We start from the raw sequence: 17,950 nt of genomic DNA on the forward strand, positions 1-17,950 counted from the left end.
AATTAAATTTACTTTTTTATACTCAGACAAAACCAAATACAAACAAGAAAATTTAATTTGGAGAGATAACTCCCTCCAAACTAAACCAAAATAATTAATTGATTCGCTCAGTAGCGAGTTGAGTTCGAGGCGGGCGAAGGGAGTGTGCAAGTGCACACGACCGACAACCAACAAAGAAATCAGCCGCTAATGAGATGAATCAATAATTATTTTCCAACGTGTTCTACAACGCGCATCATGTTACAAGTATAACCATACTCGTTATCGTACCAAGCAACTACTTTAACGAAAGTAGAATCTAGAGCGATACCCGCTTTAGCGTCAAAGATAGATGGGTGAGAATCACCACGGAAATCAGTAGAAACGTTTGCTTCTTCTGTATAACCTAGAACACCAGCCATTTCACCTTCAGAAGCTTTCTTCATTGCTGCACAAATATCTTCATAAGAAGCTTCTTTGTTTAGCTCAACTGTTAAATCAACAACAGAAACGTCAGAAGTAGGTACACGGAAAGCCATACCTGTTAACTTACCGTTAAGAGCAGGAAGTACTTTACCTACTGCTTTAGCTGCACCAGTTGAAGATGGGATGATATTCTCAAGAATACCACGACCACCACGCCAGTCTTTCATTGAAGGACCATCAACAGTTTTCTGAGTAGCTGTTGCAGCGTGAACAGTAGTCATAAGACCACGTTTGATACCGAAGTTATCGTTAAGTACTTTAGCAACTGGTGCTAGACCGTTAGTAGTACAAGAAGCAGCAGAAACAATTGCTTCACCTTTGTATTCGTTGTGGTTAACACCATATACGAACATTGGAGTGTGATCCTTAGAAGGAGCAGACTGAACTACTTTCTTAGCACCAGCATCAATGTGAGCTTGACAAGATTCTTCAGTCAGGAAGAAACCAGTACATTCGATAACTAAATCAGCACCAACATCAGACCATGCTAGGTCAGCTGGGTTACGCTCAGCAGTGATACGGATAGTCTTACCATTTACAACTAGGTTACCATCAACAACAGCAACATCACCGTCAAAACGACCGTGTACTGAATCATACTTAAGCATATAAGCTAGGTATTCAGGATCTAGTAAATCATTGATTGCAACTACTTCGATGTTTTGAAAATCTTTTGCTGCTGCACGGAAAGCCATACGACCGATACGGCCGAAACCGTTAATACCAACTTTAATAGTCATTGAGTTTTACTCCAATTGTTACCAGGCCCGTAAATGATAAACAGACCTGACTTAATAAAAAATTTAAATATTTAACCTGTAAATAATACTGCCATCTTAACGATGGCTAACAATTATTTACCTAAAACTTTGTTTGCTGTAGCAACAACGTTTTCTACTGTGAAACCAAACTCTTTAAATAGTTCGTCCGCAGGTGCTGATTCACCGAAAGTAGACATACAAACTGTTCCACCATCAAGACCAACGTACTTGTACCAACCATCAGCAACACCAGCTTCGATTGCAACACGTTTAACACCAGGAATAAGAACAGAATCTTTATAGGCTTGATCTTGCTCATCATAAGCACTAGTACAAGGCATAGAAACAACACGAACATTTGCATCCATTGCTTCAGCTGCTTCAACTGCTAGACCTACTTCAGAACCTGTAGAGATGAAGATAATGTCTGGAGTACCAGCACAATCTTTCAATACATAACCACCTTTTTCGATGTTTGCTACTTGTTCAGGTGTACGTTCCATCGGAGTTAATGCCTGACGAGAGAAAATCAATGCCGTAGGAGCTTTATCACGCATGATAGCCATTTTCCAAGAAACAGCAGACTCAACCGCATCACAACCACGCCAAGTTTGGAAGTTAGGGATAACACGCATTGTTGCTAACTGCTCAACTGGCTGGTGAGTAGGACCATCTTCACCTAGACCGATAGAATCATGAGTGTAAACATAGATAGTACCGATTTTCATCAGTGCAGACATACGTAAAGCATTACGCATGAACTCCATAAACATGAAGAAAGTTCCACCGAATACTTTGAAACCACCGTGAAGAACCATACCGTTCATCATGTGAGCCATACCGAATTCGCGAACACCCCAAGATAGGTAGTTACCATCAGCGTTTTCTTTGTTAACCTTAACCATCTTAGACCAGTTAGTTAAGTTAGAACCTGTTAAGTCAGCAGAACCACCAAACATTTCTGGTAGTAAGTTACCTAGTTCTTCGATTGTTTTCTGCGAAGCTTGACGTGAAGCTAGCTTAGGCATTTCAGCCTGAGTCTTAGCGATAAACGCATCCATATCTACTTCGAAGTTAGCTGGTAATTCACCCGCCATACGACGTTCAAATTCTGCTGCTTCAGCTGGGTAAGCTGCTTTATAAGCTGCAAACTTCTCGTTCCAAGCTGCTTCATCTTTAGCACCTTGAGCTTTATGATCCCAACCAGCGTAAATATCTTCTGGAATTTCGAATGGACCAGCAGTCCAACCAAGTTCTTTACGTGCTAGAGCGATTTCATCATCACCTAAAGGTGCACCGTGACAAGAGTAAGTACCACACTTGTTAGGAGAACCAAAACCGATAACTGTCTTAGTACAGATTAGCGTAGGCTTGTCTGTTACTTTCTTAGCTTCTTCGATTGCCGCATTGATTGCGTCAGCATCGTGACCATCAACGTTAGGAATAACGTGCCAGTCATAAGAAACAAAACGTCCAGGAACGCCTTTTTCCATCCAGTCACCGATGTTACCGTCGATAGAGATATCGTTGTCATCCCAGAAAGCGATTAACTTACCAAGACCTAAAGTACCAGCCATTGCACACGCTTCGTGAGAAAGACCTTCCATTAAACAACCATCACCCATGAATACATAAGTGTTATGGTCAACGATATCGTGTCCAGGCTTATTGAACTGTGCTGCTAGAGTACGTTCAGCGATAGCCATACCCACTGCGTTAGTAATACCCTGACCTAGAGGACCCGTTGTTGTTTCAATACCTTCTGCATAACCATATTCTGGGTGACCAGCCGTCTTAGCGTGTAGCTGACGGAACTGTTTGATGTCTTCCATGCTTAGGTCGTAACCAGAAAGATGTAATAGAGAATACATAAGCATTGAACCATGACCATTTGAAAGTACAAAACGATCGCGGTCAGCCCACTTAGAGTTTGTCGGATTGAACTTCATGTGGCTGTTCCACAATACTTCAGCGATATCCGCCATACCCATTGGAGCACCTGGGTGACCAGAATTTGCTTTTTGAACTGCATCCATACTTAACGCACGGATTGCATTTGCTAGATCTCTACGAGTTGCCATACAACTTCCTCAACTTTTTTAAAAATTCGGTACTTGCGGGGTAATCTTATTGAAGTTTCAGAGGTTTACTATCAACATCATCTGATTATAAAAAAGGACTTCAATAACTACCGCAATATAAATTTGGACGATTATTCTCTCTTAAAATGACAAAATCATCAAGTTTTCTTATCTATTGATTGCTTTTATTTAATAAAAACCACGTATAAAGTCAGTTTTTTCACAAACTGCAATATACACAAACTCTGTTTTTATAACAACGAGTTACTAAAAAATTGTTACACAAAGCTATTTTGCAATATAAAAAACCCAGGCTAAACCTGGGTTAAAGAGTTATGAAGCTATTGTGACAGCTATATAACGCCAGTTACAGAACCCTCATTCTCAATTTTGTGTTTATTTTTGGGAGCCCATTTATCCATAAAACCTTCATAAATAGAAAGCATGGCAGGAAGCACCAACAAGATTAAAAAGGTTGAGAACATCAAACCAAAAGCAATCGCTGTTGCCATTGGAATTAAGAATTGAGCTTGTAAAGAAGTTTCAAACAACAGTGGCGTTAAACCAGCAATGGTAGTCAGTGACGTTAAGATTACTGCACGAACCCTTTGCACAGCGGCCTCTTCTAAGGCTTTATTAATGCCTAAGCCAGATGCCCTCAATGATTTATAAAAGCTCACTAAAATAATCGAATCATTCACTACAATTCCTGACAAACCAAAGAAACCAAACATAGACAGAATCGTCATATCTAGCCCCATCCACCAGTGGCCAAGAATTGCTCCAACCAAACCAAACGGAATCGCCATCATCACCACTAAAGGCCAGCCATAAGAGCCAAACACCCAGGCAAGCACAATATAAATCATTGATAAACCAATCAATAACCCTACTTTCATATCGGCCATGGTTTCTGCTTGACGTTTATTTTGCCCTTCGATGGTATAGCTAATACCGTATTTTTTCTCTAACTTTGGTAAAGCTGTATTCTTTAAGCTTTCTAAAATCTGATTAGCGTTGTTAGCATTATTATCTACATCACCTAAAACCGTTACCGCAAGCTGTCCATCAACGTGTCGCATGGCATCAAAACCTTGCTGAGTTGTCCAACTGGCAACGGAGTTCAATGGCACTCTTTCCCCTTTAGGCGAAACAACTTGCATGTTATTGATGGTACCTAAAGAAGCTTGCTGTGACGCAGGAAACTGAACTCGCACTTCAACCTCATCTTCACCATCGGTAAAAATCTGAGCTAAACGACCAGAAAATGCATCTGATAACTGACGACCTAAAGAAACATAGGTGAACCCTAATGCTTTACCTTGCGGCGTTAAACGATAAATAAGCTGATCACGACCAAATGGCAAATCATCTCTAATACCGCTCACACCTTGAATCTGTTCAAGCACTTGCTCCAAATCCAAAGCAGCTTGCTTAAGTTTCATCGGCTCAGCACCAAACAATCGCACATCCACATCACTGCCTGGTGGCCCTCCTCTTGGTGCACTAATTGTTAAAGTATCCAGGCCTGGTGCACTGCCCGCTTTTTCTTGCCACACTTTCAAAAATTCGGCGTTACGAGTTTTGCGTAAATCAGGCTCTTCTAATTGAACATTAATAGCTGCAAAATTAGCACCCGCTTGCGTTGTAGTTTCGTTGTAATGCACTACAGCCACTTTAACAATACCCGGCTCCAATTCTTTTTCTGTTGCCAACAAGGCTTCATAAAGATGATCGACATATTTAGCCGATACAGACGCAGGTGTACCCGCAACAAAGCGTACATCGGCATTTAATTTAGTTGACTCTGGAGAAGGGAAAAACACAAAACCTAAACGCCCACCAGCTAAAAGCCCAATAACAAAAATCATTAAAGCTAAAGTCGTTGCAATGGTGATACCACGGTGGTTGAGCACCCAACGAATAACATTTCTAAACTGGTGATGCCTAAAATGATTAATTCCTGAATCTAATCGATAGCGAATAGAACCTTGTTCTGCTTTTTTAACGCCTTTTAATGCATGACGTAAATGTCCAGGCAGAATGGTAAAACTCTCAAGCAAAGAAGCAAAAATAACCGCAATAATCACTAATGGAATCGCAAATAAAATATTACCAATCTCACCACCAATTAACATGAGCGGCAAAAATGCAGCTACTGTCGTTAGCGATGAAGCGGTAACGGGCCCAAGCATACGATGAGCACCACCTTCTGCAGCTTGTAGGTCAGGCTCACCCATTTCATGGTGGGCTAAAGCATCTTCGCCCACCACAATGGCATCATCAACAATAATACCCAGAGCCATAATTAGGCCGAAAAGGCTGACCATATTAATAGAACCGCCAGCCAGATACATAATCATCAAAGTCGCCATAAATGAGACTGGAATCCCAACAGCAACCCAAAAAGCGACTCGGCCGTTTAAGAAAATATAGAGGATTAATACCACTAGAATTAAACCACCAATACCATTGTTTACCAACAACATAATACGTTGGTTAACCAGTGACCAGGTTTCGTCGTAAACTTGCAAATGCACGCCTTTTGGAAGCTGGGGCGTTACATCTTTAAGCCACTGCTGCATAACTTCTGAGGACTTAAGTGTATCGCCACCTTCAGCACGCATTAACTGCATCTCAATGGCAGGTGTTCCATCCACCGTTAAGTAAGGAGCATTTTTAGTTGGTCGCCGTTCAACCTTGGCAACATCCCCTAAAGAGAGATTTTGAGAATCAGAAACCACTAAAGGCATTTGACTATATGCGATATCAGTTCGTTTTTGCTGCAAGGCACGTAAATCACGCACACTGTCATCATCGCCCACCGAACCGGCAGGGTAATCTCGGCTCATTCCCGCTACTCGATCACCGATCGACTCTAATGTAAGATTGTATTGATCCAAGGTATCTTGAGAAACCTCAATCGCCATCTGGTCTGTTGGCAAGCCTTTAAAATTGACTTTATCAATGCCCCGATTCAGTAAATCACGCTCAAACCCTCTTACTAAGGGTCTAAGTTCCTGAAGACTGCCATTATCCGTTCTCACCAATACTCGAGCAATTGACTCGTATCTGACAATTCTTTCAATAATGGGCTTTTGAGAGTCTTGCGGTAAGTTCCTGAGCTCACCTACTCGTTGGTTAATTTGATCTAAGGCCTCGATCATATCGGTGCCTTCTTTAAATTTTAACGAGATAGAAGCCACACCCAAAGAGGAGGTGGATGTCATTTCATCAAGGTTATCAATATTTCGTAAAACACGTTCTACCGGATCGGTAATACTTCTTTCGACATCTTGAGCATTGGCTCCTGGCCAAATAATCCTGACTGACGCATAATCCAAAGAGAAGTTTGGGAAGAACTGCACGTTTAACTTCATTAACGCCACGATCCCAGCCAGAATCATAATAATCATTAATAAGTTAGGAGCCACTTTATGGCGTGCAAAAAGACCAATTATGCCGCGAGACTTAAATTTTGACTCGCTTGGATGGATATCTAAATCATCCTTTTCAGGCGTAGTATCTATATGGCTCATTGCCCCTCCTCAGAGACTTTTAAGCCAGTAGTCGCATTAGGTAAATGCGTGATATTAATCTTCACCCCTTCTTTAAAGTCGGGTTTAACCAACGCCCATAATTGATTATTACGCTGCACTTCGCCCACAACATTGACGGTATGGGAGACTAGGCGATTATCTTCAACCAAATAAATACGATCATTGCCATAGATTGCACTGTAAGGAACTGCCAATACATCACCTTTAGTCACACCCTCGAGACTAATATCCATCAAAGCTCCTGGGCGTGCACCCAACAGGCTTTCTGGCAATTTAAAAAACGCATCTACACCACTGGTGGTTGCTTCACCAGCAAGTCTAAGTAGAGGTAAATCGGTTTTACTCCCGCCAGATTCATAAAATGCATTTAAAGCTACATTATCACGTAAAGCTTTTTCTACTATAGGTAGCTGAGTAACTGGTAACTTGGCACGTAATTCTAAACTGTCTAACGCATAAAAACTGACCATAACCGTACCCGCATTCACCCGAGAACCTTCACTAACATTAACCGAGGCAATACGAGCATCATAAGGGGCGACTAACTGACCGCGTTGTAAATTTAATTGAGCTTGTTGAAGAGCCGCTTGAGCCTTTTCTAGTGATGCTTGAGCTTGAATCAATTTTGATTGATTCTCTTGAACCGCTAACTTAGCCCCAACCACAGTATATTCTTGTCTAACCAAAGCTTCATTTGCCGCATCCAGCGAAGATTGCGAAGCTAAATTTTTCTGCATAAGCTGTTTGGCACGAGTAACCGCTATCTGTTTTAATTTGAGGACTTTTTTCTCATGCTCTAAACGTTTTTGATTGGCGGTATTGGTAAATTTTTGCTGGGTCAATTGAGCTTTAGCATTAGCGGCTTCTGCCTCGGCTTGCCTTAAAGGGATGGTTAAATCGGTTTCATCAATAAACACCAATTTTTCACCTTTTTTAACGGTTTGCCCGTCCTTAACAAACACCTTAGAAATCACTCCCGTTACTGGAGCAGATGCCGACACCATAGAGTAAGACTCCACCGTTCCGTAGAGTTTCTGCACAGGAGCCAAACGTTCAAACTGAGCCGTAAGCGTTTGAACCATCCAAACCTTTTCTTTGATATCAACTGGCTTTTGCACTGGCTTGGTTGATTTCATATACACAAAAACCATAATGGCAAATACTATAATAAGTATTGGAATCAGAAAACGTTTGATCTTTTGCAGCATAATTTTTGCTCTTTTATAAAATTAGGTTGTTTATCAATTCGATTTTATCAGTAATTTTGAGCATTTTACCAGGCCTGGTAAAAGCAATTTACTCAACATAATTACTGTATTAATTCATTGTTAACTAAACTGGTTAATAAATTGGGTAATCTGCTGCAGTCGAACCTGTTCAATTGCCTCAGCAATCTCAGCACCTTTAACACCAGTGGCAAGGATTTCTTGATTATTGACTTGATTGGCAGCTTTTAAAACCTCTAACCAAAACGGTTTTTGTGGGTACTCCACTTGCTCAAAACCTAATCGCCCTTTGGCATCCGCTTCACAACCCAATAAAATCAATTCAAACTGCTTAACATCTTTTAAAGCACCACACTGTTTTAATACTTTTAAATAGGTTTTAGGTTTTAAATGCGGCTTGCCCTCAGAAGTTAACCCTTGATGAATAAGCCCATGAAATTCAGTCACTTTCTCTGCCATAATTTGGGTTTTCTTTGGTAAACGATAACGCTTTGCAAGAGTGGCAACCAAAGGCACACCCGCGGCTTCATGACCATGATGTTTAGGCCATAACTCTTTAGGAGTTAACCCTTTACCCAAATCATGAACCAGAGCCGCAAAACGTACATTTTCGTCATTGGTTAACTGGGCTGCGGCATCCAACACCATCATGGTATGTATCCAAACATCACCTTCCGGGTGATGTTTTTCAGGTTGAGTTACATCATGCAACGCATAAAGTTCAGGAAACAGCTCTTCAACAGCACCAACCTGATCTAATACTTCAAAAAACACGCTCGGTTTTTCTGTATTCAGGGCTTTAGTAACCTCTTGCCAAACTCGCTCTGGCGTTAAATCAGCCAACTCGCCAGATGCATTCATTTGCGTCATCAGCTGTTTGGTTTCTTCTGCTAATGTAAATCCATAAGGGGCAAGTTTAGCCGCAAAACGAGCAACCCTTAATACTCGCAAAGGGTCTTCAGCAAAGGCGTCAGAAACATGGCGTAATATTCTGTTTTTTAAATCCTCCAGGCCACCATAAGGGTCAATGATATTGCCTTCGTCATCTTGTGCCATCGCATTTATGGTTAAATCTCGACGAATTAAATCGTCTTGCAAAGTCACGCTTGGATCAGAAAAAACCTCAAAGCCATGATAACCAACCCCCACTTTACGTTCGGTTCTGGCTAATGCATACTCTTCTTTAGTTTGTGGGTGTAAAAACACAGGAAAGTCTTTACCCACTTGCTGAAAACCTTGGGCAAGCATCTCTTGTGGTGTTGCACCAACCACCACCCAATCATGATCATAGGCTTTACCACCAAGTAAGGCATCTCTTACTGCTCCACCTACCAAATATATTTTCATCTACCCATAACCCGCTTTTTTTCAAAACCTACTTATATATTTAGTTATATCTAGGTTGTTTTAATAATCCATTAATAGTGCATTAACTTCATGAAATAAGGTAATCAAAATCCCAAAACCAAACTTATATTGGTTTGAGTGATAATTTAGACAAAAAAGCCGTCTAAATGACGGCTTTTAAATCATATTTTCTTGTAAAACTTCAACGAACAACTAAACAAGTTCTCGTTGATTCCTACCCGCTTCTTTACGATAAAAATTATAACGTTCGCGAATATCGTGCGGAGCAGCGTAAGTTGAAATAGACCACTCTAAACTACTTGGTACAAAACCAAATTGTGTAGCAAAGTCATTATCAGTCGTCATATCTTTAGCAAGCATAAACAACTGCGATTTTGAAACCGACGCGATTGGTGCAAAAGCACCGAAGAAAGTCATGATTTTTGCATTTAACTTACACATTGGAAAAACAATGGCGTCTTTTTGCATTAACTCTGCAACAAGCTCACCAAGCTCTTTCATAGTTAAACGCTCTTCACCGGCCATCTCTATCTTTTTATCATATGTCGCTGAATTCTTAATGCTAGAGACCATTGCTTGTGCAAAATCTTTTACCCACAGTGGCTGAACAACTGTGCCTGACTGTGCCACCATTAACAAATCCATACGGTTCAATTGGTTAACAAAACGTGTGGTTGTGTCATCACCTTGACCAATTAATAGACTTGGCTTAAAAATCGTTACTTTGGCATTAGCCACATTGTGCATTAAGTTATCTACTTCACCTAACTCGCCTAACCATTGAAAATTTGGAGCATCAGTATTGGCCCCAATTTGCGATAAACTCAGTACACGCTTTACACCCGCCGTTTCTGTAACAGATTTAATCTTCTGATTAATAGGCGTTAAGTCTTTCTGCTCAACCATTTCAGTGCCAGTAGTTCGGTCAGTTGTTAAATTAACAACAATACTTGCCCCTTCTACTGAAGCTTTTAATTGTTCTGCGTTATCAAAACTTTCTAAGGTGTGCAAAGTGGTATTAGGATAAAGCAAAAACTCTCTAAATCTTTCAGGACGTCTTACAACAACTTTAACTTCATAACCGGCTTTTGACAGTTCGTTTACAACAGCTCTTCCTACAAAACCTGTTCCACCAAATACACTGACTTTATTTCCTAGTAACATGCTTTATCCAATTTTTTTAACAAAACCGAGTAAGAATAAGTAAATGCTGATGCAAGGTCAAGTTTTTATCTCAGATTCACCCTGACTATTTTGATACAATACGCTCAAAATTTAACAAAGGATTGACCCATGTCAGTAATGAACATTTCTGCTTACAGAAGCCCAAAAAAAGCTGAGCTATATCTGTTTGTACCCCAAGAAAACGGTTTGCAAGAACTCCCAAATGAACTGCTTGTTATGTTTGGTGAACCTGAGCATATTATTGATTTTGAATTATCGCCTGAAAAAAAATTAGCTAGAGAAGATTCTGCTACGGTACTGCAATCAATTAAAAGCAAAGGCTACTTCATGCAAATGCCGCCGAATGAAATTGAAAAGTTTGGTGATATGGCTCCGCCACCAGAGCGTTTGGATAATATCTGTTAATAAAAAGTCTCATATTCCAAATATAAGTGATTATTAATAGCCACAAATCAAAAAACCAAATAACCAATTAAATCACTCAGGCATTTACAAACGCTTTAATGTGAATACAATAGAGTTTTAGTTTTAAATTCAACACACATTTACAAGGAAATCACCATGGCTTTTACTCTTCCAGATCTACCTTATGATTACGACGCTTTAGAAGTATCTATTGATGCTCGCACTATGGAAATTCACCATACCAAACACCACAATACTTACATTACTAATCTGAACAATGCCATTGCAGATACTGAATTAGCAGACATGTCTTTAGAAGATATGATGGCTAAAGCGGGAACTTTACCGCCAGCAATTCGTAATAACGGTGGTGGACACTGGAACCATTCATTCTTTTGGGATGTTATGTCTGGTGACAGCATGGGAGCTCCAACTGGTGCTTTAGCTGATGACATTAACGCTACATTTGGTGGCTTTGATGACATGAAAACTCAGTTCAACACTGCGGGTGCAACTCAATTTGGTTCTGGTTGGGCGTGGTTAACTGTTGCTGCTGATGGTTCATTACAAATTTCTTCTACACCAAACCAAGACAACCCATTAATGGATTGTGCTAAGGTTCAAGGAACACCTATCTTAGGATTAGATGTTTGGGAACACGCTTATTACCTACGTTACCAAAACCTACGCCCAGCTTATATGCAAGCTTGGTGGGATGTTGTTAACTGGGATAAAGTGTCAGAACTTTATTCTGCGGCTAAAGCGTAATTTTTACTTTTTTCGCAACACATCTCTTTGCTACTCATTTTATATAAACGTGAGTACTTAAACCTCCTCTTTTGAGGAGGTTTTACTTTATATATCACCACTCTATTTAGTTAAAAATCTTAGTTATAAATCACTCTTTTATTACTTTATTGCTCAACTTTTAATCATTTAATAGTTTGTTTTTAAATGCTAATTTAAACCTTACCTTAATCTATCTTAATCAATCTAAGCACCCCACCAATCTAGTTATCTGTAAAACTCTCATACAATCCTATCTAACTTTTAGAAAAACCAAAGCTTAAGAAAAGCTCGATTTTCTCTTTCAATCTTTTATCAAGTTATATCGCATCACCACTATTTCTTAAGGCTTTCTACTCTTTATGAATACAGTTTGTGTGTTTCATTTTTTATGAAAAAAGTGTGATAGATTGAGCTTGAGGTTCATAAATTATATTTATAGAAACTGATTAAACGCACACAATTTGGAGGTAAGTTATGTCAAATACAAACCAACCCCATGTTCTTGTTTTAGGCGGAAACTTTGCTGGATTAGGCTCTGCTCAAGCGGTTCGTAAACATGCAGGAAACAACGTTAAAATTACGGTAATAGATAAAAAAAATTACCTACTCTATGTTCCCAATATCTCAACTGAAATTCTTGAATCAGACAATTTCAATCTAGAAAAATCACTCACCATGGATTTACCATCCACTCTAAAAAAAGACAATATTGACTTTATTCAAGGTGAAGTAACCAATATCAACCCTGACAATCAAAATGTCAGCTTTGTTCCGAGTGAACGTCCAGGAGCTGAACAGCAAACCCTAACTTATGACTACTTAGTCGTTGCTGTTGGCTGCGAACTCGCCTATGACGATATTGAAGGTTTTGCCGAATTTGGTGACACCGTATCCGATTTTTATCATGCCAAAAAGCTCCATAAAAAACTCCGTCAAGATTACAAAGGCGGCAATATTGTTGTTGGCTCTGCATTATTTCAACAGGGTAATGGTGCTTTAGGTTTAGAGCCTTATCCAGGCGGTTCAATTCCAGATGCCAAAGCCGCATGTGAAGGCCCTCCTGTAGAAGTGTCATTATCACTCGCCACTTGGTTAAATAAAAACAACAAAGGTGGTCCCAAAAATATCACCATTACCACACCAGGAGAAATGATTGCCGAAGATGCTGGAGAGAAAGTGGTAACTCAACTACTTGAAGCGGCCTCAAGCATGGGATTTAACTATATCAATAACACCGGAGACATTGTTAAGCTGACCGAAAAAACCATTGAATTTGCAAACGGCGATGTCATTGATGCAGAAATAAAAATCCTTTTCCCTAACTGGAAAGCCCATCAATTTTTACACGATTTAGCCATTTCCGATGATAAAGGTTTTGTGATTACCGATCTTTATATGCGAAACCCCAAATACTCCAATATCTTTGCCGCTGGTGACTGTGCTGCAGTTACGATGCCCAAACTAGGTGCCATTGGTCACCAAGAATGTGATATTGTTGGCCGTCAAATAGCCAAAGACACTCAACATATGCAAGCCAGTGAGGCCGACGTATCTTTGCAACCGATTGTTTTTTGTATTGGTGATATGGGAGCAGGCAAAGCTTTTTATATTCATTCCAATTCTTGGTTTGGTGGTAAAGAGCAAAGCTTAGTTATGGGGCGTGTGCCGCACTTTTTAAAAATGCAGTACAAACACATGTTTATGAACAGTGACGGTAAAGTACCGCCTTGGGGCTTAGATGTTGCTGAAATATTAGCCGAAAAAGTGCCTATCTAGGCACTGTATCTAAATAAAATGAATACATTAAATATAAATTTACCAGGCCTGGTAAATTAAGAATTGCTTTTTATTCCAAGCTATTTTTAAACATAGTGATAAATATAATCTTAATTTATATTGAATTTTCAAGCTAGGCCATAATTTTGAAAGCATATCTTAGATTAGATAATATCCACAAAAACAATAACAAAAATTACAACAAATACTTACCTAACTCTCCGAAGCAAGTCTCTTTTAGGGGAGTTTTTATAAACCGTCAGATATAGAGATAAACGCCAATGGAAACCTTATTTGATCCAACCCTGCTTGCCAGAGTACAGTTTGCCTTTACTATCGCTTTTCATATTATTTTTCCTGCATTATCTATTGGTCTTGGTAGTTATTTATTCATTACAGAAGCCCTTTGGTTATGGAAAAAGAACCCCGTCTATATATCTATTTTTGAATACTGGAAACGCATTTTTGCCATCACTTTTGTATTAGGCACAGTAACGGGCATTACCATGTCATTTCAGTTTGGTACCAACTGGAGTATATTTTCAGAAAAAACAGGGCCAATTCTAGGGCCTTTAATTGCCTATGAAACACAAACTGCGTTTTTTCTAGAAGCCATATTTTTAGCCATCTTATTACTTGGGCGTGATCGCGTTGGCAAATATATTTATCTGTTTGCCACTGCTATGGTCGCCTTTGGTTCTTTGCTCTCAGCCTTTTGGATTTTAAGCACAAATTCTTGGATGCAAACCCCTGCTGGCTTTAGCATCAATGATGCAGGGCAATTTATACCTGTTGACTGGCTCGCCATTATCTTTAACCCCTCTATGCCATACCGTTTTGTACATATGGTTATTGCCGCTTATTTAGCCACTGGGCTTTTTGTAGGTGGCGTGGCTGCATGGCATTTATTAAAAAACAGCCAAAACCAAGTGGCTCGTAAAATGTTTTCAATGGCAATGTGGATGGTTATCTTTTTAGCACCAATCCAAATCATTGCAGGTGACCAACAAGGTTTAAATACCGCACAATATCAACCTGCAAAAATTGCGGCCATTGAAGGCCATTACCAAAGTGAACGTGGAGCACCGCTATATTTATTTGGTTTTCCGGATGATAAAACTCAAACGGTTAAAGATGCCATTGCGATTCCAAAACTTGGTTCATTAATCTTAACCCATTCACTCAATGGCAAAGTAGATGGCTTAAATGAATTTGCTCAAGACAAACGCCCTCCTTCAGCAATTATTTTTTGGACATTTAGAATCATGGTTGGCTTAGGTTTTTTAATGCTTTTCTTAGGTATTTGGGCATTCATCAAACGTAGAAAAGGAGCTTTATTTACCAGCCGTAAATTACTTTGGGCCAGCACTCTAATGGCTCCTGCCGGGTTAATCGCCATTCTCGCTGGCTGGGTTACAACAGAAGTTGGTCGCCAACCCTATACCGTTTATGGCTACCTTCTCACCTCCGATTCCGTCTCTGCAACCCCCGCTCAGTTTGTAGGAGGCTCTTTAACCGCTTATATCATCTCCTACCTGCTCATTCTGTTATTTGCTGTCTATTTTTTAATAAAACAGCTTAAAAAAATGCCAAATATGCAAGATACATTACAAGATGATTTAATTCAGACTCGCACCAATAGAAGAAACACTAAAACCCAAAAATCGCACGATAAAAACCAGGAGAATAATCATGGATCTGATTAATGCATGGGCAGCCATTCTGATTTTTTCTATCTTTATGTATGTGGTTTTAGATGGCTTTGATTTGGGCGTAGGAATTATATTTCCATTCTTTGCAGACTCATCTCAACGGGATGTAATGATTAACAGCATCGCTCCAGTATGGGATGGTAACGAAACCTGGTTAATTTTTACTGGCGTATGCTTGTTGGCTATTTTCCCCAAAGCCTATTCCATTTTATTGCCCGCTTTGTATATACCTGTTATCGCCATGTTATTGGGCTTAGTCTTTAGAGGTGTGGCCTTTGAGTTTAGAGAGGCTGGCGGTGCTTGGAAACTCCGTTGGGATATTCTTTTTCATATTGGCTCAGTCGTAGTGGCTTTTAGCCAAGGCATAATTTTAGGCAGTGTTATTCAAGGCACCACTATATTTAACGGTCAATTTGCGGGCTATTGGTTAGATTGGCTAAGCCCTTTTACTTTATTTACAGGACTGGCGGTTGTTATAGGTTATGCGTTAATGGGAGCGAGTTGGTTAGTCATGAAAACCACTGATGGTATGCAACAAAAAGCTCGTACAATCAGTGCCTTTGCAATAACAATCACTTTTGTGGCTCTAATTATTATCAGTTTATGGACAACTGACCTTAATCAGTATTATTTTGATAAATGGTTTAACTGGCCTGGGTATTGGTTTACTTTGCTAATTCCTCTAATGTCTATTATTGCTACAACCTGGTTTATTTACGGGTTATATAAACAAAGTCAATTTACTCAAAAACAAGCTACAGAAAAACAAGTGACAGCAAAACATCAAAGCACGCCTTTTTTAGCTTCTATTGCTTTATTTGCCTCTGGTTATATTGGCGTGTTATACAACTTATATCCTTATATTTTGCCTCCAAACCTTACCTTTAAAGCCGCAGCCGCTCCCGACAGTAGCTTACACTTTTTAATCATTGGTACTTTAGTCATGTTACCCATTGTGGTGAGCTACTTCGTTTATAGTCATTATGTATTTAGAGGTAAAGTAAAACCAAAAGAGCTGGATTATTAACTCACGCACTCTTCTATTTCACCTACAAAAAAGCCAGACAATGTCTGGCTTTTTTGCTCAATTAAAAGTCTGAACGTTTAATTGTTAACTAGTGATTTAATCCACACTTTATTGGTTAAAAATGATGGAATCAATAGGCGTTCACGTTTGCTATCAAAACCTAAATCAGCTGGTGACTCTAATCCTGAAAACAACGTTTTTGGTTCAGCATTATTTTGCATCTCTTTAATAGCTTGTGCTTTCCAACTAGAAAAAATCACATTGCCATTATTGTCAGTAATCAAACCGTCTAACTTGTTATACGGTAGCTTTTCACTGCTTAACAACTTACCTTGTAAATCAAAACGATGCACTTGACCACTAGCGATAGTCACCATAATCAATTGACCATCTTTTTCAAGAATACCGTTTGGACGACCCAAATCTTGCCCCTTAGTTAAAGTAGTAATATCACCTTTAGCTGATACATGGTAAATCGCATCGGTTCCTGCTGGTTTAAACCCTGCAGCTACACCACTATCGGTTACCCAGACACCCCCTTGTGACGATGGCGTAACCCCATTTAAAAATGAACTGCCTGCAATAGGGAAACTCGCCATTGGCTTTCCGGTGGTCAAATCAAAAGTGCGAATCGTATCAATATCAGCGACATAAAGCGTATTGCCATCCGCAACCATACCTTTTGGAGCACTTAATTTAACCCCATTTTTACCACCTGCTATCCATTTTAAATCCAAAACTTTCCCATCTGGACTAAGCTTGGAGATAAAACCATTATTGTCTTTATCAAAAGGGCTTCCATGAATATTTGCCACCAAATAAACATCATGTTTAGCGTCATACTCTACCGATTCAGGCGTTTGAAAACCGACATTATCCACTACAATATTTACAGAATTTTTAGCATCGGCCGTATTTGCCGCATGAACTACAGAGATAGAAGATAAGCTTACCAGGCCTGTAAAAAACAATCCTAAAGCAACCAACAAACCTTTTTTATTTAAAACTTGAACGTCCATAACATCTCCAATTAACCAGACAATATCTACTTTTTTGATATGAGGTATCGCACTCATGAATACTCATTCTAATATTAGCAAATTCGTTAACAAAAACTAAAATCAAAACCACAAAAAACATACAAATAGAAGATTGCAGCCACAAACGCATTACGGCATACTTTCAGTCACTATAATTTATGAGGAGCCATCATGGTCAGTTTAACTACTCCAATTTGCAATTTTAACGCACCTGCTATTGATTTTGATTTACTGGGCGTAGATAACCAAAACTGGACACTTGAAAAAGCGAAAGGCCCAAATGGATTATTAATTATGTTCATTTGCAATCACTGTCCTTACGTTAAAGCAATCCAACAACGCTTGGTTGAAGACACCCGTATTTTACGTGATGAATACGGCGTAAATAGTATTGCCATAATGTCTAATGACCCCAATGAATATTCAGAAGACTCTTTTGACAACATGCGAGCTATCTCCGAAAAACTGGGGTTTCCGTTTCCTTACGTGTTAGATGAAACTCAGCAAGTGGCAAAAGCTTATGGTGCCGTTTGTACTCCAGATTTTTTTGGCACG

At 39.5% G+C, this 17,950-nt stretch carries 12 protein-coding genes and 1 pseudogene; 6 read left to right on the forward strand and 7 right to left on the reverse strand.

The genetic code is table 11. The annotated features are described in order from the left end of the window. Positions 1 to 206 precede the first annotated feature (206 nt). From gap to ACORJQ_RS00190, 6 genes are all read right to left on the reverse strand, one after another. On the reverse strand, positions 207 to 1,205 hold the full coding sequence (gap, locus tag ACORJQ_RS00165) for a type I glyceraldehyde-3-phosphate dehydrogenase (protein WP_321324940.1): 999 nt from the start codon (positions 1,203 to 1,205) through the stop codon (positions 207 to 209). Between the two features lie 113 nt (positions 1,206 to 1,318). Further along, positions 1,319 to 3,307, reverse strand: a complete 1,989-nt coding sequence (tkt, locus tag ACORJQ_RS00170) for a transketolase (RefSeq protein WP_321324942.1) — start codon at positions 3,305 to 3,307, stop codon at positions 1,319 to 1,321. A 353-nt stretch (positions 3,308 to 3,660) separates the two neighbouring features. Beyond that, positions 3,661 to 6,846, reverse strand: a complete 3,186-nt coding sequence (locus ACORJQ_RS00175) for an efflux RND transporter permease subunit (protein ID WP_321324944.1) — start codon at positions 6,844 to 6,846, stop codon at positions 3,661 to 3,663. Then, positions 6,843 to 8,075, reverse strand: coding sequence for an efflux RND transporter periplasmic adaptor subunit (locus ACORJQ_RS00180; RefSeq protein WP_321324946.1), 1,233 nt, complete (start codon positions 8,073 to 8,075; stop codon positions 6,843 to 6,845). The genes ACORJQ_RS00175 and ACORJQ_RS00180 overlap by 4 nt, the downstream gene beginning before the upstream one ends. Before the next feature lie 120 nt (positions 8,076 to 8,195). Beyond that, positions 8,196 to 9,440: a multifunctional CCA addition/repair protein gene (locus tag ACORJQ_RS00185; RefSeq protein WP_321324948.1), complete on the reverse strand. Its 1,245-nt coding sequence runs from the start codon at positions 9,438 to 9,440 to the stop codon at positions 8,196 to 8,198. A 213-nt stretch (positions 9,441 to 9,653) separates the two neighbouring features. Further along, entirely contained in the window at positions 9,654 to 10,625 is a 972-nt protein-coding gene (locus ACORJQ_RS00190; RefSeq protein WP_321324950.1) for an NAD(P)H-binding protein, read from the reverse strand. Positions 10,626 to 10,754: 129 nt separating this feature from the next. Here ACORJQ_RS00190 and ACORJQ_RS00195 point away from each other — a divergent pair, with 129 nt between their 5' ends. The 5 genes from ACORJQ_RS00195 (at position 10,755) to cydB (ending at position 16,355) form a co-directional block, all read left to right on the forward strand. Further along, on the forward strand, positions 10,755 to 11,051 hold the full coding sequence (locus ACORJQ_RS00195; protein WP_321324952.1) for a YcgL domain-containing protein: 297 nt from the start codon (positions 10,755 to 10,757) through the stop codon (positions 11,049 to 11,051). A 156-nt stretch (positions 11,052 to 11,207) separates the two neighbouring features. Then, positions 11,208 to 11,819 carry a superoxide dismutase gene (locus tag ACORJQ_RS00200; RefSeq protein WP_321324953.1) on the forward strand — a complete coding sequence of 204 codons (612 nt, stop codon included), beginning with the start codon at positions 11,208 to 11,210 and terminating at the stop codon, positions 11,817 to 11,819. Between the two features lie 495 nt (positions 11,820 to 12,314). Next, positions 12,315 to 13,616: an NAD(P)/FAD-dependent oxidoreductase gene (locus ACORJQ_RS00205; protein ID WP_321324954.1), complete on the forward strand. Its 1,302-nt coding sequence runs from the start codon at positions 12,315 to 12,317 to the stop codon at positions 13,614 to 13,616. A 281-nt stretch (positions 13,617 to 13,897) separates the two neighbouring features. After that, positions 13,898 to 15,322, forward strand: a complete 1,425-nt coding sequence (locus tag ACORJQ_RS00210) for a cytochrome ubiquinol oxidase subunit I (protein WP_321324955.1) — start codon at positions 13,898 to 13,900, stop codon at positions 15,320 to 15,322. Further along, entirely contained in the window at positions 15,309 to 16,355 is a 1,047-nt protein-coding gene (cydB, locus tag ACORJQ_RS00215) for a cytochrome d ubiquinol oxidase subunit II (RefSeq protein WP_321324957.1), read from the forward strand. Before ACORJQ_RS00210 ends, cydB begins: the two co-directional genes overlap by 14 nt. A gap of 77 nt (positions 16,356 to 16,432) precedes the next feature. Here the strand turns inward: cydB and ACORJQ_RS00220 are convergent, their stop codons facing one another. Further along, positions 16,433 to 17,431: an SMP-30/gluconolactonase/LRE family protein gene (locus ACORJQ_RS00220; protein ID WP_321324958.1), complete on the reverse strand. Its 999-nt coding sequence runs from the start codon at positions 17,429 to 17,431 to the stop codon at positions 16,433 to 16,435. 135 nt (positions 17,432 to 17,566) lie between these two features. Here ACORJQ_RS00220 and ACORJQ_RS00225 point away from each other — a divergent pair. After that, positions 17,567 to 17,947: pseudogene (locus tag ACORJQ_RS00225) on the forward strand (thioredoxin family protein); the annotation flags it as partial. Positions 17,948 to 17,950: the final 3 nt, after the last annotated feature.

The sequence above is a fragment of the Thiomicrorhabdus sp. genome (assembly GCF_963662555.1).
Taxonomy (GTDB): Bacteria; Pseudomonadota; Gammaproteobacteria; order Thiomicrospirales; family Thiomicrospiraceae; genus Thiomicrorhabdus.

Excerpts from the sequence above, each read along its gene's own strand:
- gap (WP_321324940.1), bottom strand. The coding sequence starts at position 1,205 with ATGACTATTAAAGTTGGTATTAACGGTTTCGGCCGTATCGGTCGTATG.
- tkt (WP_321324942.1), bottom strand. The coding sequence starts at position 3,307 with ATGGCAACTCGTAGAGATCTAGCAAATGCAATCCGTGCGTTAAGTATG.
- ACORJQ_RS00175 (WP_321324944.1), bottom strand. The coding sequence starts at position 6,846 with ATGAGCCATATAGATACTACGCCTGAAAAGGATGATTTAGATATCCAT.
- ACORJQ_RS00180 (WP_321324946.1), bottom strand. The coding sequence starts at position 8,075 with ATGCTGCAAAAGATCAAACGTTTTCTGATTCCAATACTTATTATAGTA.
- ACORJQ_RS00185 (WP_321324948.1), bottom strand. The coding sequence starts at position 9,440 with ATGAAAATATATTTGGTAGGTGGAGCAGTAAGAGATGCCTTACTTGGT.
- ACORJQ_RS00190 (WP_321324950.1), bottom strand. The coding sequence starts at position 10,625 with ATGTTACTAGGAAATAAAGTCAGTGTATTTGGTGGAACAGGTTTTGTA.
- ACORJQ_RS00195 (WP_321324952.1), top strand. The coding sequence starts at position 10,755 with ATGTCAGTAATGAACATTTCTGCTTACAGAAGCCCAAAAAAAGCTGAG.
- ACORJQ_RS00200 (WP_321324953.1), top strand. The coding sequence starts at position 11,208 with ATGGCTTTTACTCTTCCAGATCTACCTTATGATTACGACGCTTTAGAA.
- ACORJQ_RS00205 (WP_321324954.1), top strand. The coding sequence starts at position 12,315 with ATGTCAAATACAAACCAACCCCATGTTCTTGTTTTAGGCGGAAACTTT.
- ACORJQ_RS00210 (WP_321324955.1), top strand. The coding sequence starts at position 13,898 with ATGGAAACCTTATTTGATCCAACCCTGCTTGCCAGAGTACAGTTTGCC.
- cydB (WP_321324957.1), top strand. The coding sequence starts at position 15,309 with ATGGATCTGATTAATGCATGGGCAGCCATTCTGATTTTTTCTATCTTT.
- ACORJQ_RS00220 (WP_321324958.1), bottom strand. The coding sequence starts at position 17,431 with ATGAGTGCGATACCTCATATCAAAAAAGTAGATATTGTCTGGTTAATT.